Source organism: Salinispora sp. CH2A1_6, from assembly GCF_056820975.1.
Genome location: NZ_JBXEDG010000004.1, coordinates 90,964 through 106,624, shown reverse-complemented (window position 1 = coordinate 106,624; position 15,661 = coordinate 90,964). Strand labels below are relative to the sequence as shown.

The following is a 15,661-nucleotide window of genomic DNA, read 5'->3' as shown; positions in this document are numbered from 1 at the left end:
TTCGGAGCCTTCGCGGGCTTCGCTGCCCCAGCCGCCCTTGTAGTCGTAGCCCTTGTAGTCGTAGCCCTTGTAGTCGTGGCGCTTGTAGTCGTGGCCCTTGGAGCCCCAGTCGCCCTTGTAGTCGTAGCCCTTGTCTTTCCGGTCGTGACCGCCCTTGCCCCGGTCGTCCTTGCCGTCCCGCTGGTCCTCAGCTGGCCGGAGCGGGACCTTGCCGGTCACCTTCGACCAGACATAGGCGTGCTCCTGTGGCGTCGGGCAGAACTGGAGCAGCTTGACCTCGTGGCCGGCCTCGACCGCGTGCGGCTTGGCTTGGACCTTGCCTTCATCACCCCGGTGATGATCGTCCGCGACCGCGATACCCGGCGCGCACACGAGCAGGGAGGCGCCACCGAGGGCCGCACCTGCCACGACCTTCCCGAGCAGCTTCTTTGCCATAACGTGCGTCACTCCATCCCCTGTTGTCCTGAACTCGGTGACAACCGAGCTAGGGCAGACGTTAGTCCGTTTCACAACCTATGAAGGAGAAATTTCGTATTTTCCGGCTTAAGGGGCTATGTAGGGTTTGATGACCTTCGGCCCTGATGGCTGGTGCGGTCCTTCCCGCGTAGCGCACTTCTATTCCTGCGAGGCTGACGGTCGAGTAGATTCCGTCGAAGGATTGCGATGGAAGCGCTCCCATGGGAGAATCGGCATACCTAGGGAGCCACCCAGCAGCGGTAGGGGCATCGAGGGCAACCGGACCGCCGGACGATCATCCTGCCGATCCGACCGACCTGCATCGCAGGTCTGCAAAGACCACCACCACCCGGTCCAGGACGGTCCCGGAAGGTTCCGCTGGCATCGGTGGCTGTCCACGTCGGCATCCACCGAGCCAGTCGGCCGGGCCCTCCGCGGAACGGTCTCGCCCAAGGAGATCTGTGGCATGAATGTGTGGAGAAGACTCGCCGGGCCGCGCCCGTCCCTCGCGCTGGCCGGCGCGGGCGTCCTGGTCGTAGGTGGGTTGGTGACCCTGCCGGTCACCATGGCCCACGCCGCGACCCAGTGTGAGGTGTCGTATACCACGAATGACTGGCCCGGCGGTTTCACCGCCTCCCTCAGTATCAAGAACACCGGGGAGGCGCTCGACGGCTGGACCCTTCGCTTTACCTTCCCGAACAGCAGTCAGCAGGTGGTGCACGGCTGGTCGGCCCGGTATAGCCAGTCCGGGCAGAACGTCACTGCAGAGAACGAGTCGTACAACGGTTCGGTCGCCAGCGGCGCCACGATCGATCTCGGCTTCAACGGCTCGTGGAGTGGTAGCAACCCCAAACCGACGTCGTTCACTCTCAACGATGTGGCCTGCAGTGGTGGTGGCGGACCCACCACCGCGCCGCCGACGACACCACCTCCCATAACCCCACCTCCCACCACGGCACCGCCAACCCCACCACCACCCCCCACCACCTCCCCACCCGGAAGCCGGGTCGATAATCCGTACCTGAACGCGGTGGGTTACGTGAACCCGGAGTGGAAGGCCAAGGCCGAGTCGGTGCCCGGTGGCGATCGGGTTTCGGATACGTCGACCGCCGTCTGGATCGACCGGATCGCCGCCATCGAGGGCACTGACGACAGCCAGTCCAACGGACCGATGGGCGTGCGGGATCACCTGGACGAGGCGTTGAGCCAGGGGGCGGACTACATCCAGTTTGTCGTCTACAACCTGCCCGGCCGGGACTGCGCTGCACTCGCCTCGAACGGTGAACTGGGACCGGACGAGTTGCCCCGCTACAAGGCCGAGTTCATCGATCCGATCGCGGCAATCCAGAGTGACCCGGCGTATCAGGACCTCCGGATCATCAACATCATCGAGATCGACTCGCTGCCGAACCTGCACGCCAACACCGGCAGTAGCCCGGGTGCCACTCCGACCTGTGACCTCGTCAAGCAGAACGGCGCCTACGTCAACGGCATCGGTTACGCGTTGGCGACGTTGGGTGCGATCAGCAACGTCTACAACTACGTGGACGCCGCCCACCACGGCTGGATCGGCTGGGACACCAACTTCAGCCCGGTCGCTCTGCTCTTGGAGGAAGCCGCTACCGCCTCGGGCAGCACGGTCGACAACGTGCACGGCTTCATCGTCAACACCGCCAACTACTCGGCACTGCGCGAGCCCTACTTCGAGATCACCGACACGGTCAACGGGCAGACGATTCGCCAGTCCACGTGGGTGGACTGGAACCAGTACGTAGACGAGCTGACGTTTGCGCAGGCGTTCCGGGACGAACTGGTTGGCAAGGGCTTCGACTCAGAGGTGGGAATGTTGATTGACACCTCCCGAAACGGCTGGGGTGGTAGCGCCCGACCAGCCGGCCCCGGGCCGATGACCGATGTCGACAGCTACGTCGATGGCGGTCGGGTTGATCGGCGAATCCACGCCGGCAACTGGTGCAACCAATCTGGCGCAGGCCTGGGCGAGCGGCCGCAGGCGGCGCCGGAGCCGGGAATCGATGCCTACGTCTGGGTGAAGCCGCCGGGCGAGTCGGACGGCTCCAGCGAGGAGATCCCGAACGACGATGGCAAGGGCTTTGACCGGATGTGCGACCCGACGTACGAGGGCAACGCCCGGAACGGCTTCAACCCCACCGGTGCCCTGCCCGATGCGCCGATCTCCGGTGCCTGGTTCCCGGCGCAGTTCCAGCAGCTCATGCAGAACGCCCATCCGCCGCTGCCCTGATGTGGAACCCAGCCGCTGGGGTGGTGAGGCGCTTGGGCGGCGGGTTCCCCGAGTCCCGGACCCGATCAGCTCGATCGGGTCCGGGGCGCCGGCGGCTACGGGTCAGGGGACCGTGCGTTCGATCGCTGCCCGACCCTTCTCGACCAGGTCTCGGCGGGCCCGCTCAACATTCTCCGGGGTCAGGTCCTGACCGCGTGCCGCCACCAGATCCTCCGGCTCCCACGGTTGCTCCGCTCCGGTGCGGATGGTGTCTCCGCCGGCCCCGGCGCGGTATGGGTCGCCAAGGAAATCCTCGGTCAACGCACCGCCGTCGGCCTGCTCCCCAGCGGCGGCGAAGGTGGGGGTGTTCTGGTCGCCACCCCCGCCGGTCATCAGCTGGGGGACGCCGGTGTCGTCCTCGACCGCTGCGGCTGCCTCAGCGCTCTCCTCCAACGGTCGGTACCGGTCACGATCGGTCATGGTGTCGTCCTCCCGTCCGTACGTGCGCTACCTTCCCGCGTACCCCGTGCATCGGGTGCCATGCCACCTGCATCGGGTCCTGGCTCAGCGGCGGAGCCGGCGGTCCGGGGCGCGCCGTCTCCCCGCTGCTCGCGGTGGCCTTCAGCGGTGGGAGGCTCGGCAGTTGTGGAGGCTCGCTCGGCCCGCCGCTGCACCCACCCCGGGCCGCCGCGGAATTCGGCCGTAGGGTCCGCCCGCCAGCCTTCTCGCGCAACGTCAACGGCACCGTCGCCGGGCCGGGCGGTTGACTCGTCGCGCACGTCTGGAGCCTTTTCTTCCCCGCCGGCCAGCGCGGACGCGGCGACCGCCCCGCCGACCGAGGGCGCACCGAGGGCACTCGGGACCGGTCCGGGCCGGTGGAATTCGGGCCGGTCGTCCCGGTTCCCGTCCGCGGCGATGCGCTGGTCGTCTTTGTCGGTGGTCGCCGGTTGGCCACCCTTCGGTCGCGCTGGTGCGGCGGCGAAGGGCGCGGCCTCCGGGCGCTCAGTGTCGGCCTGCTGCTTGTCTCGGCGCATGCTCGTCTCCTCAACCTGGCTCCTCCGCTGCCCTGGGTATTCCCACCTGATGCAGCTCATCAATCCCGGTCCGGCGCACTTTTCGGTGTCGTGCCAAGGAATCACCTATAGCAGTGGTCTACCGACAAAAGTGCTGAAAGGTATGAAAGTCGACGGATAGCGCATTGAGGTTGAGCGTTGAGGGTGGCCCTACGGGTGGTCTGCCCTGGCTGTGCCCCTTCCGCTGGCGGCGGAGCGGACGTTGCCCGCTCCGCCCGCTCGGCTAAACGACGTCCGTCTTATGTGGCGAGAGCTTAGACGGGCAGTAGTGGAACTGGCGTAGATTCCGTATCCTGCCCAAGGCGACCGCCGATGCCGTCCCGGCACGACTTTGGGGCGCGCCCCGGCGGGTGCTGCCCGGCATGTGCCGACGTCCCCGCAGCCCCCACCAGCTGGACGAGGTCCTGATTGAACACCCGCGATTGGTCGATCCGCTCCAAGCTGACCGCACTGGTCGTGGCGCCGGTGACCGCGCTCCTCGCACTTTGGATCTTTGCCACCGCGCTCACCTTTGGTCCCGCACAGAGTCTGCTCTCCGCCCACACTCTGCTCAATGAGTTCGGACGGCCCGGTGAGGCGGTCGTTGCTGAGCTGCAACGCGAACGCCGGCTCTCGGTCGTGTACCTGGCTGCCGAGTCTGCTGAGGTTGGCCTCGATGAACAGCGGGAGCAGACGGACGAGGTGATCGCCGAGCTACGTCGTCGAGCTGCTGGCGACGACCTTCGGGACGCCACCAACGACCTGTTGGATATGCGGTTGGACCGGCTCCTCGTCGCCTTGGACGCGTTGCCAGCCGGGCGTGGTCAGATCGACCGGGGAGAGGCGGACCGGTCCGACATCGTTGACCTCTATAGCGGAATGATCTCGTCGGCTTTCGAGGCCTTCGCGGCGCTGTCCGCGCTGCCGGACCCCGAGCTGCACCGGGAGGCGTTGGCGGTAACCGCGCTTGGCCACTCCCGCGAGTTGCTCGGTCAGGCCGATGCCGTGTTGGCCGGGGCATTCGTCTCGGGCAGCTTCGCCGAGGGCGAGCATCGAAAGCTCGTGCAGACGATCATGAACCAGCGGTTCCTCGCTGATTCGGCGGTAGCCGACCTGCCGGCGGCGGAACGTGGCGCGTATCAGCAGTTGACCGAGCAGGCGGAGTTCCGTCGACTGGGTCAGATGCAGGAACTCCTGATCGAAAACTCCGCCGACGGCCTGCCGGTAGTGGCTGCGAACTGGCAGGCCGACTACAACACGGTCCAGCAGGCGATGCGGGACTACGAGTTGAACCAGGCCGATGGCTTGGCTGATCGGTCGAAGCCCCTGGCCATACGCGTCTTTCTGCTGCTTGCGTCCGCCGGGTTGCTGGGCCTCATCGCAGTCATTGTCTCCCTGGTGGTGGCGGTTCGGGTTGGCCGTTCCCTGGCGAGCCGGCTGGCCGGGTTGCACACCGTACTCGAGCGGGCAGAACGTCAGCTGCCCGAGCTGGTGGCGCGGATGCGCCACGGTGAGACCGTGGACGTGGAACGGGAGGCGCCGTCGGTCGATTTCGGTACGGACGAGATCGGCCAGGTGGGGCGCGCCTTCACCGCGGTGCGACGGACCGCCATCCGATCTGCCGAGGGTGAGGTAAACCTGCGCCGTGGCCTCAACGAGGTCTTCCTCAACATTGCCCGGCGTAGCCAGGGGCTGGTGCACCGCCAACTCGCCCTGCTCGATCGGATGGAGCGGCGCGCCGAGAACCCGGACGAACTGGCTGATCTTTTCCAGGTCGATCACCTTGCCACCCGGCTGCGGCGGCACGCGGAGGACCTGGTGATTCTGGCTGGCTCGGCTCCGAGTCGGGGCTGGCGTAACCCGGTCGCCATGGTCGACCTGATTCGGGGGGCGCTGTCCGAGGTTGAGGCGTACAAGCGGGTTGACATCGGCGGCGTGCAGTCGGCGGGTCTCGTCGGCCGGACCGTTGGTGACCTGATCCACCTGCTCGCCGAGTTGATCGAGAACGCCACCAGGTTTTCGCCACCAGGGACCCGAGTGCGGGTCACCGGGGTACTCAGGGGCGACGCTTACATTTTCGAGATCACCGACCAGGGCATCGGTATGCGCACCGAGGCGTTGGCGGACGCCAACTCGTTGTTGGCCTCGTCGCCCGAGTTCGACCCAACCCGGACCGACCGGCTCGGGCTCTTCGTGGTGGCTCGGCTGGCCGCCCGGCACGGGGTGGGAGTCCGGTTGCGTCGGTCCGGCGCGGCTGGTCTGATCGCCGTTGTCCGTATCCCGGACGAGTTGGTCGCCGAGGAGCCGCTGCCTTCGGGTGCGCCGCCCGGTGAGCGGGAGCGTCTGGGGCCCCCGGCCCCCCGCCGGGAGACATCGGGTCCGCTGCCCATGGGGTCGGAGCCGTTGGCGCTCGCCGGCACTCGGTCGGCCCCGACTGCTGGCGACCCGGCCGTGGTCGATGTCGGCCCGATACCCGTCGAGGTGGCTGGCGAGATCGATGGGCTGCCGCGGCGGATTCGCCGTCGTCCGGGGGCGGGGCCGCGGAGCCAGGTGGGTGCGACGGCGCCGCCCGCTGGCGTCCCAGGCGAGCCCGGGCAACAACGACTGCCCAGGCCGGAATCGGCGGGCGTGGCCGGAGCCGACGCGCACGGCGGGTCCCGCTTCACGAGCGGGCCAGACGGGGTGACCGCCGCTGTTCAGCGGTCCAGGCCAGTGGATGGGCCGACGGTGCGGCAGCCGGTCGTGGGGGCTCGGCAGTCACCATCGTCGGACCCGACCCCCCGCTCACCGGAGGAAGCCCGTCGGATCATGGCGGAGCTACAAGCCGGCACGGCGAGGGGACGTCGGGTCGCCGCCCAGGTAACAATGTCCGAAGCTGGACCCGGCCCTCGGCCGGTCGATCCGTCGGACGATCTCGAATCCCCGACCGCAACTGAGAGGGACGCGTGATGCGGCAATCTGCCAGGCAGAATGTTGATCTCGACTGGTTGCTCGACGAACTGGTGGAGCGGGTGCCGCCGGCCCGGCAGGCGGTGGTGCTCTCCGCCGACGGGCTGCTGCTGGGGGCGTCCACGGGGCAGGAACGGGACGACGCGGAGCATCTGTGCGCTCTCGCCTCTGGTCTCTCCAGCCTGGCCCGGGGCACGAGCCGGCATGTGACCGGTGGTCCCGTCCGGCAGACTGTCGTCGAGATGGAATCGGCATTTCTGTTCGTGACCACGGCCGGCCAGGGCGCGTGTCTCGCTGTCGTCAGTGATGCAGAGGCCGACATTGGGCTGGTGGCGTACGAGATGGCGATGTTGGTGACCCGGGTGGGCGAGACGATGAGTATCCCGGCTCGGCCAACGGCGGGCACCCGCGATGTGGGCTGAGTCCGGCACGCCGCATGAGTGGTGGCTGGATGCCGATGCCGGTCCGGTGGTGCGCCCCTACACGCTGACCGGGGGGCGCGTTCAGGCCGCCGGTGGTTTCGACCTGGTCGCGTACGTCCTCGCCGACCGGAACGCGCAGCCCGCCGTACATCTCGACCTGCACCCCGAGCACCGACGGCTGGTGGCACTGGCCGCCCGGCCGGTCCCGGTGGCTGAGCTGGCGACCGGCCTCGACCTGGCGGTTGGCGTCGTCCGGGTGCTGCTCGGCGATCTGGTGGATCGTGGTTTGGTGACAGTCCACCAGCCCGCGGCCGGCCCGTACCTGCCCGACAACGATATCCTCAAGGCGGTGGTCAGTGGACTCCGTGCGCTCTGAACTCCCAAGAACCGGTGCCCACATCCCGATCGCGCTCAAGATCCTCATTGCCGGGGGTTTCGGTGCGGGGAAGACGACGCTGGTGAGCGCGTTGAGTGAGGTTCGTCCGCTCCAGACCGAGGAGATGCTGACCGACGCCGGGATCGGCACCGACGACCTCGCCGGGGTGGAGGCAAAATCCACCACCACCGTGGCGATGGACTTCGGGCGAATCACCATCAACGAAGATCTCCTGGTCTACCTCTTCGGTACGCCCGGACAGGATCGGTTCTGGTTCCTCTGGGACGAGTTGGCCTTCGGGGCGCTGGGCGCGGTGGTGCTCGCCGATACCCGGCGACTCGCCGACTGCTTCCCGTCCATCGGCTACTTCGAACAGCGGGGTATTCCGTTCGTGGTCGGTGTCAACTGTTTCGACGGGGCACGCCGGTTCAGCCTGGAGACCGTACGGGAGGCGTTGGACCTGGACCACGACGTGCCGATGCTGCTCTGCGACGCCCGGGAACGGCAGTCCGGCAAGCAGGTGTTGATCGCGCTCGTCGAACATGTGGCCCGGCAGCATGGGGAGCGGGTGCCGGTCTGACCCGGTGCGGGCCGGGGTGAGCACCCCGCCTCGCCGTGGTGAGCGGCCGGCCAACGCGGTAGCCGGCTCCGGGCGTGGAACCGCGCTGTAGCGTTCCGGCGTGATGCGCCGCGGCTCGGGTGAACCTCTGGTTGGATCGGAGGAGTCGGCGCGGAGGGTGGTCCGGTGATGGCTCAGGGTGCGTTCGTCCATCTCGGTTGCTACACGGCGGGCGCCGGGGGCCGCGGCGAGGGGATCGTCGTCGCGCAGCGGGAGCCGAATTCGGGTGCGCTCACACCACTTGGCACGGCCGCGGTCACCCCGGCACCGTCGTTTCTCGCCCGGCATCCGGACCTGCCAGTCCTGTACGCGGTCAACGAGGTGACCGACGGCGGGGTCAGTGCGTTCCGAGTCGCCGCGGATGGGGATCTCACCGCCCTGGGCAGCCGGCCCACCGGTGGCGCCGACCCGTGCCATCTCGCAGTCGCCGGTGACGGCCGGCACCTCTTCGTGGCCAATTACGGCGACGGGAGCGTGACGGTGTTCCCGCTTGACGGGCAGGGGGTGCCCGGAGAGAGCACCGACCAGGTCCGGCATGCGGGCCACGGTCCGGACCCACAGCGGCAGGAGCGGGCGCACACCCACATGGTCGCTCCGGGCCGAAACGGAGGGCCGCTGCTCGTGGTTGACCTCGGCACCGACTCGGTCTATCGGTACGAGCTCGACGCCGGGACGGGACGGTTGGTGGCACGGGCTCCGCGGGTGCGCATCCCGGCTGGTGTCGGCCCTCGGCATCTGGCCCGTCACCCGGATGGAAGGCGTTGCTGGCTGGTGGGGGAGTTGGACGGCTCGGTCCTGGCCTACGAGGTCACCACAGACGCTTCCCTGCGGTTCCGGGGTCGGGTTCCGGCCAGCGAGCGGCCGGGGCCGGTGCAGCCTTCCGAGGTCGCGGTCGGGCCGGAGGGGCAGTTCCTCTACGTCGCGAACCGGGGTGTCGGCACGATCGCTGTCTTCGCGCTCGACGGTGAGTTGCCGGTGTTGGTCGCCGAGGTGGATTCCGGCGGGGAGTGGCCCCGGCATTTCGCGCGGGTTGGCGCCAACCTGTACGTCGCGGACGAGCGGGCCGACCTGATCGGCGTGTTCCGGGTCAACCCGGCGACCGGCGTGCCGTCGCTGGTCAGCGAGGCGGTTGGTGTGCAGAGCCCCACCTGTGTCCTGCCCTGGACGGAGGAGCACGGCACACGGAGTTCTCTTGTTAACGGAAAGTAGTCAAAGTGGGGGTACTTGTTGCTTCTGCGTAACTAAAGCTGAACGGAGGTAGCCGTTACTCGTCAGCGGTCGGAAGATGAGTCCGTGTCTGCAGGTCGCCATCGCATGCGAACGAACATCCATGTCGCCAGCGTCGTCGCAGCCGTCGGCGTATTGGTCGTTACTGCTGGTGGATACTTTGGCTACCGGCAGCTCGCGGCGCCGGGCTGTTCCGGCTCAATCGAGCTGACAGTAGCGGTCGCGGCTGAGCTGGCACCGGCGGTCGATTCCGCGGCGACTGAGTGGGAGCGGGCGGGTGCGGCGGTAGACGGCACCTGCGTTGAGGTGAGCGTGACCGCGTCCGAGCCGGTCGGGATCGCCGCCACCGTCGCCGCCAAACACGGTGCCGTCCTGCCCGGGGTCGGTCAGGTCAGCGGTGCCGCGGTAAGCCCGGATATCTGGGTGCCGGATTCGTCGGCGTGGCTGCTGCGGCTGAAGAGCGGTGGAGCCTCCGAATTCAACCCGGGCAACGGAGCATCGATCGCCCACAGCCCGGTGGTGGTGGGCGTACCCGAGCCGATCGCCGCCCAGCTTGGTTGGCCAGAGCAGGAGTTCACCTGGTCCGCGCTGGTCAGCCAGGTCAACAACGTTGAGCCACTCAGGGCCGGCACCGTGAACCCGACCCAGGATGCCGCCGGACTCTCCGGGCTCCTCGCGTTGAGTGCCGCCGCCGCGGCCGGGGAGGGCGGTCAGGCGGCAACCGTCGGCGCGTTGCGAGCGTTGTCCACCAGCAGTGCGGATCGGCGCCAGGACCTGTTCGCGAAGTTCCCTACCTCGTCCGATCCCACCACGATGGCCCGGAGTCTCGGCGCGGCAGCGTTGTCGGAGGAGGACTTACTCTCCTACAACGCCGGGAAGCCGGCGGTGCCGTTGGCCGCGCTCTATCCGAAGCCGGCGGCGACACCGTTGGACTATCCGTACGCGGTGCTGCCGGGGATCGGGTCGGTCAAGGCGTCGGCTGCCCGGATGCTGTTTGACATGCTCACCACGGCTAGCTTCAAGGATCGGTTGGCGTCGTTGTCGCTGCGAGCGCCGGACGGTACCTGGGGTGCCGGTTTCAGCGCGCCCGAAGGGGCGCCGAGCCCGGCGGCCGACGGTGGCAAGATAGATCCACTGACGGTCGAGCGAGCGGTCTCCAGTTGGTCGATCGCCACCCAGTCCGGCCGAATGCTCTGTGTCATCGACGTCTCCGGCTCGATGCGGGAGTCCGTGGCGAGCGCCAACGGCGCGAGCCGCCAGCAGGTCACGCTGGAAGCCGCGGGGCGTGGGCTCGGCCTCTTCGATGACAGCTGGCAGATTGGGCTATGGGAGTTCTCGACCAACCTGGGCAGCGGGCGGGACTACCGGCGGCTAGTCGAGATCGGCCCACTGAGTAGTCAGCGGAGCGAGCTTGAGGCGGCGTTGGCCCAGATCCAGCCGACCCGGGGTGACACAGGTCTCTTCGACACGGTGCTGGCGGCGTACGAGACGGTCCAGGAGGACTGGGAACAGGGGCAGGTCAATTCGATCGTGCTCTTCACCGACGGTAAGAACGACGACGACAACGGCATCAGCCAGCAGCAACTGATCGCCGAACTGGAGCGGATCAAGGACCCGGAGCGGCCGGTACAGGTGGTTCTGATCGGGATCGGTGCGGACGTCAGCAAGACAGAGCTGGAGTCGATCACGAACGTTACCGGCGGTGGCTCCTTCATCACCGAGGACCCGACCAAGATTGGTGACATCTTCCTGAAGGCCATCGCGCTGCGCGAGACGGATTCCTGACCAGGGCGCAGCGTCAAGTCCGCCGCCGGCGTCGAGGTCGATGCGGCGGGTCTGAGTCGGCCTGGGCGGCGGTCTGAGTCGGCCGGGGCGGCGCGCAAAGTGACGGCAATACGTCGGAAAGAATTCTTGTCTACAATGCTCGGGCAGGATGTTCTTGTTCCGGCGGAACCAGGCCATCCTCGGCCCGGACCACCGGGCTGTCCCCGGCCGTGACCACCGGGGGCGAGGTGAGGTGGGGAGGGCCGGTGAACTCGGCGACGCTGTTGACCCCCGGCCCGTCAGCGGCGGGCGGGCTGTCCCCACCGAGGGCGCGTGCCGCCCTGCGGTCCTACCTCCGGGCCCTGTTGGTGCTCGACACCGCGGTGCTGAGCCTCGCCGTTCTCGTGGGGTACCTCGCCGGCCTCGGCGTCGGTTCCCCCGGTGGCACCGACCTCCCCCACATCCTGTTGGCGCCCGGCCTGGTGCTGGCGTGGCTGGTCTCGCTCAAGGCATTTCGCTGCTACGACGATCGGGTCGTCGGCTATGGTGCCGACGAGTATCGGCGGGTGAGCGTGGCCAGTCTGCGCCTTGCCGGTGGGATCGTGATCGCCGGCTGGGGCCTGGATGTCGGCGTGCCCCGGGGCTTCCTCGTCACCTCCTTCGCCGCCGGCGTTGTCGGGCTCGCGTTGGCCCGTTTCGCTGCCCGCAAGAGACTGCATCGCTTCCGGTCACGCGGCCGCGGTTGGTCCCGGAAGGTCCTTGTGGTCGGCGACACCGCACACGTTCTGGAGTTGGTGCACACGCTGCGGCGCGAGCCGTACGCGGGCTACCAGGTAGTCGGGGCGTGCATACCAGATGTGTTGCTCGCCCCGGTTCCGCAGCAGCTGGGGGACGTGCCCGTGGTGGGCTCGTTTCGGGGCATCCCTGCGGCTGCCACCACCATTGGCGCCGACACCGTGGCGGTGACCGCCTCCGGAGAGCTGACCGCCACCCGACTACGTCGGCTTGGCTGGCAGTTGGAGAGCACCGGCGTTGATCTGGTGGTCGCCCCGGCCCTGACCGATGTCGCGGGACCCCGGATCCACACCCGCCCGGTGGCCGGGCTGCCGCTGATCCACGTCGAGGCCCCGGAGTTCCGAGGCACCCGCAAACTGGTGAAAGGACTGGTTGACCGGGTGTCCGCGCTCTTCGCCCTGGCCCTGCTGTCGCCGCTGCTGGTGGTGATCGCGTTGACCGTGCTGGCCGACAGCCGGGGTCCGGTGTTGTTTCGGCAGACCCGGGTCGGGCAGGGGGGCCGGGAGTTCGGGGTGTGGAAGTTCCGCACGATGGTGGTCAACGCCGACGCCTTGCTGGCGGAGTTGGCGGCGCGGAACGAATCCGACGGCCTGCTGTTCAAGCTGCGTGACGACCCCCGGGTGACCCGGGTCGGCCGGCTACTGCGCAAATGGTCGCTGGACGAGCTGCCACAGCTGGTCAACGTCCTGTGCGGGCAGATGAGCCTGGTCGGCCCCCGCCCGCCGCTACCCTCGGAGGTCGCCCGGTATGACGGCGATGTCGCCCGGCGGCTGCTGGTCAAGCCCGGCATGACCGGCCTCTGGCAGATCAGTGGCCGGTCTGACCTGAGCTGGGAGGACGGCGTCCGGCTCGACCTCTACTACGTGGAGAACTGGTCCCTCGCTGCCGATCTGACCATCCTGTGGAAGACCTTCGGCGCGGTGTTGAACCGCCGCGGCGCGTACTAGGAGTCTTCGGCTGCCCTCGCCCTCGCCCTCGTGGCTCGGGGCTGGCGTGCGTGGTGGGCGATTCGGCCTTGGTCTGGTAGACCAACCACAGAACATGGCGGACGACACCCCGGAGGCTGGCATGGCGCCCCGTCCCACCCCTGCCGACAGGTTCTCCTTCGGTCTCTGGACGGTGGGCTGGCAGGCCCGGGACCCGTTCGGCGACGCCACCCGACCGGCGCTGGACGCGGTCGAGGCGGTGCACCGCCTCGCCGAGTTGGGGGCGTACGGCATCACCTTCCACGATGACGACCTGCTCCCCTTCGGGGCGGACGCTGTCACCCGCGACGCCCACCTCACCCGCTTTCGTCGGGCCCTCGACGAGACCGGCCTGGTGGTCCCGATGGTCACCAGTAACCTCTTCACCCATCCCGTGTTCAAGGACGGCGGCTTCACCAGCAACGACCGGGATGTCCGGCGGTACGCGCTCCGCAAGGCGCTGCACGCCGTGGACCTCGCCGCACAGTTGGGCGCGCGCACCTTCGTCCTGTGGGGCGGTCGAGAAGGCGCCGAGTACGACGTCGTCAAGGATGTCCGTGCGGCGCTGGACCGCTACCGCGAGGCGGTTGACCTGCTCTGCCAGTACGTGGTGGCGCAGGGATACGACCTGCGGTTCGCGATCGAGCCCAAGCCCAACGAGCCGCGCGGCGACATGCTGCTGCCCACCGTCGGGCACGCGCTCGCCTTCATCGCCACCCTGGCCCGCCCGGAACTGGTCGGTCTCAACCCGGAGGTCGGCCATGAGCAGATGGCCGGGCTCAACTTCGCCCACGGCATCGCTCAGGCGCTCTGGCAGGGCAAGCTGTTCCACCTCGACCTCAACGGCCAGCGTGGGGTCAAGTACGACCAGGACCTGGTCTTCGGCCATGGTGATCTGCTCAATGCCTTCGCCCTGGTCGACCTACTCGAGAACGGCGGTCCGGGCGGCGGAGCAGCCTACGATGGTCCCCGGCACTTCGACTACAAGCCGTCTCGTACCGAGGACCGGACCGGGGTGTGGGCCTCGGCCGAGGCGAACATGCGCACCTACCTGCTGCTCAAGGAGCGGGCTGCGGCGTTCCGGGCAGACCCGGAGGTGACCGCGGCGCTGGCCGCGAGCCGGGTGGATGAGCTGGCAACACCGACCCTCGCCCCGGGCGAGACCCACGCCGGGCTCCGCGCCGACCGCACTGCCTTCGAGGAGTACGACGTGGCCGCTGCCGGCGCCCGCGGCTACCACTTTGTACGGCTCCACCAACTCGCCGTCGAGCATCTGCTCGGTGCGCGCTGAAGGCGGGTCGGCATGCCGCTCGTCGCCGGGGTCGACTCTTCGACCCAGTCCTGCAAGCTCGTCATTCGGGACGCGGAGAGCGGTGCCCTGGTTCGTCAGGGTCGGGCGCCGCACCCGGACGGTACCGAGGTTGATCCGGCGGCCTGGTGGTCCGCGTTGGGCGCGGCGGTGTCGGCCGCCGGCGGGCTCGCCGATGTCGAGGCGGTCTCGGTCGCCGGGCAGCAGCACGGCATGGTCTGCCTTGACGATGCCGGCGCGGTGGTCCGCCCCGCGCTGCTCTGGAACGACACCCGCTCCGCCGGCGCCGCCGCCGACCTGGTGGCCGAGGCGGGCGAGGGTGACGCCGGGCGGCGGTTCTGGGCGGACGCGGTGGGCGTTGTGCCGGTCGCCAGCCTCACCGTCACCAAGCTGCGTTGGTTGGCCCGGCATGAGCCGGGCAACGCCACCCGGGTGGCTGCTGTCTGCCTGCCACACGACTGGCTTACCTGGCGCCTCGCCGGCGCCCCCGGCCTGGCGGCGCTGAGCACCGACCGCAGCGACGCCAGCGGCACCGGTTACTGGTCCCCGGCCAGCGCCACGTACCGCCGGGACCTGCTCGAACAGGCGTTCGGCCGGATGGTGACCGTGCCCCGGGTACTCGGTCCGGTGGAGTTGGCCGGCCGACTCGACCCGTCCGTGCTCGCGGGAGCCCCGGAGTTGCCGGAGGCCTCGCTCGGTCCGGGGGCGGGTGACAACGCCGCCGCCGCGTTCGGGGCCGGTGCCGGCCCCGGCGACGTGGTCGTCTCGATCGGCACCTCTGGAACCGTGTGCGGCATCGCGGAGCAGCCGACGGCGGATCCGACGGGTGGCGTCGCTGGCTTCGCCGACATCACCGGCCGATACCTGCCGTTGGTCTGCACGCTCAACGCGGCCCGGGTGCTCGACGCCGCCGCCGCGCTGCTCGGAGTCGGCCTCGCCGAGCTGGCCACCCTGGCGTTGTCCGCGCCACCCGGGGCAGACGGCCTGGTCCTGGTGCCCTACCTGGCGGGGGAGCGGACCCCGAACCGGCCGGATGCCAGCGGCGCGGTGCACGGGCTGACGCTGCGTACCGCTACCCCGGCGTACCTGGCCCGCGCGGCCGTCGAGGGGATGCTCTGCGCGCTCGCCGACGGACTGGACGCCCTCGTCGCGCAGGGCGTCGCCGTCCGGCGGGTGATCCTGGTTGGTGGTGGTGCCCGCTCCGCCGCCGTACGCCGGATCGCTCCGCAGGTTTTCGGTGTGCCGGTGGTCGTGCCACCCCCGGGCGAGTTTGTCGCCGACGGCGCCGCCCGCCAGGCCGCCTGGGCGGTTCTGGGCGGGGTGCGGCCGCCGAGGTGGACCGTGGCCGCGTCGCGCACCTACGAGGCGGACCCGGTGCCGGCGATTCGGGCACGGTATGCGCAGGCCCGGGAGCACATCCTCGACCAGGGGAGCGCACCGTCGCCACCCCGGTGACCGGGCGGCGAGCCGGCCCTGGTTGGCTGCCGG

12 protein-coding genes and 1 pseudogene are annotated in these 15,661 nt (G+C 69.1%); 10 read left to right on the top strand and 3 right to left on the bottom strand.

The window, feature by feature from the left end; genetic code table 11:
• Nucleotides 1-435: pseudogene (locus tag AC1UKG_RS11220) on the bottom strand (hypothetical protein); the annotation flags it as partial.
• Between the two features lie 487 nt (nt 436-922).
• Between AC1UKG_RS11220 and AC1UKG_RS11215 the strand changes: the two are divergent.
• Nucleotides 923-2,716, top strand: a complete 1,794-nt coding sequence (locus AC1UKG_RS11215) for a glycoside hydrolase family 6 protein (protein WP_026325460.1) — start codon at nt 923-925, stop codon at nt 2,714-2,716.
• A 102-nt stretch (nt 2,717-2,818) separates the two neighbouring features.
• Here the strand turns inward: AC1UKG_RS11215 and AC1UKG_RS11210 are convergent, their stop codons facing one another.
• Together AC1UKG_RS11210 and AC1UKG_RS11205 are read right to left on the bottom strand one after the other, a co-directional pair.
• Nucleotides 2,819-3,175 (bottom strand): hypothetical protein, encoded by a 357-nt coding sequence (locus AC1UKG_RS11210; RefSeq protein WP_018745317.1) that lies wholly within the window; start codon nt 3,173-3,175, stop codon nt 2,819-2,821.
• On the bottom strand, nt 3,172-3,729 hold the full coding sequence (locus AC1UKG_RS11205; RefSeq protein ID WP_026271575.1) for a hypothetical protein: 558 nt from the start codon (nt 3,727-3,729) through the stop codon (nt 3,172-3,174). The genes AC1UKG_RS11210 and AC1UKG_RS11205 overlap by 4 nt, the downstream gene beginning before the upstream one ends.
• A 447-nt stretch (nt 3,730-4,176) precedes the next feature.
• Between AC1UKG_RS11205 and AC1UKG_RS11200 the strand changes: the two genes are divergently transcribed.
• From AC1UKG_RS11200 to xylB, 9 genes are all read left to right on the top strand, one after another.
• Nucleotides 4,177-6,696 carry a sensor histidine kinase gene (locus AC1UKG_RS11200; RefSeq protein ID WP_482642352.1) on the top strand — a complete coding sequence of 840 codons (2,520 nt, stop codon included), beginning with the start codon at nt 4,177-4,179 and terminating at the stop codon, nt 6,694-6,696.
• Nucleotides 6,693-7,118 carry a roadblock/LC7 domain-containing protein gene (locus tag AC1UKG_RS11195; protein WP_018745315.1) on the top strand — a complete coding sequence of 142 codons (426 nt, stop codon included), beginning with the start codon at nt 6,693-6,695 and terminating at the stop codon, nt 7,116-7,118. The genes AC1UKG_RS11200 and AC1UKG_RS11195 overlap by 4 nt, the downstream gene beginning before the upstream one ends.
• Nucleotides 7,108-7,494 carry a DUF742 domain-containing protein gene (locus AC1UKG_RS11190; RefSeq protein ID WP_018745314.1) on the top strand — a complete coding sequence of 129 codons (387 nt, stop codon included), beginning with the start codon at nt 7,108-7,110 and terminating at the stop codon, nt 7,492-7,494. Before AC1UKG_RS11195 ends, AC1UKG_RS11190 begins: the two co-directional genes overlap by 11 nt.
• Nucleotides 7,475-8,074 carry an ATP/GTP-binding protein gene (locus tag AC1UKG_RS11185; RefSeq protein WP_018745313.1) on the top strand — a complete coding sequence of 200 codons (600 nt, stop codon included), beginning with the start codon at nt 7,475-7,477 and terminating at the stop codon, nt 8,072-8,074. The genes AC1UKG_RS11190 and AC1UKG_RS11185 overlap by 20 nt, the downstream gene beginning before the upstream one ends.
• A gap of 168 nt (nt 8,075-8,242) precedes the next feature.
• On the top strand, nt 8,243-9,322 hold the full coding sequence (locus tag AC1UKG_RS11180) for a lactonase family protein (RefSeq protein WP_018745312.1): 1,080 nt from the start codon (nt 8,243-8,245) through the stop codon (nt 9,320-9,322).
• A gap of 84 nt (nt 9,323-9,406) precedes the next feature.
• Entirely contained in the window at nt 9,407-11,125 is a 1,719-nt protein-coding gene (locus AC1UKG_RS11175; RefSeq protein ID WP_029123669.1) for a substrate-binding domain-containing protein, read from the top strand.
• 245 nt (nt 11,126-11,370) lie between these two features.
• A complete protein-coding gene (locus tag AC1UKG_RS11170) occupies nt 11,371-12,846 on the top strand; it encodes a sugar transferase (RefSeq protein ID WP_482642351.1) in 1,476 nt (491 codons plus the stop codon).
• A gap of 121 nt (nt 12,847-12,967) precedes the next feature.
• Nucleotides 12,968-14,155 (top strand): xylose isomerase, encoded by a 1,188-nt coding sequence (gene xylA / locus AC1UKG_RS11165; protein ID WP_026271573.1) that lies wholly within the window; start codon nt 12,968-12,970, stop codon nt 14,153-14,155.
• Between the two features lie 12 nt (nt 14,156-14,167).
• Complete coding sequence (gene xylB / locus AC1UKG_RS11160; protein WP_482642350.1) at nt 14,168-15,628, top strand: xylulokinase; 1,461 nt, start codon at nt 14,168-14,170, stop codon at nt 15,626-15,628.
• Nucleotides 15,629-15,661: the final 33 nt, after the last annotated feature.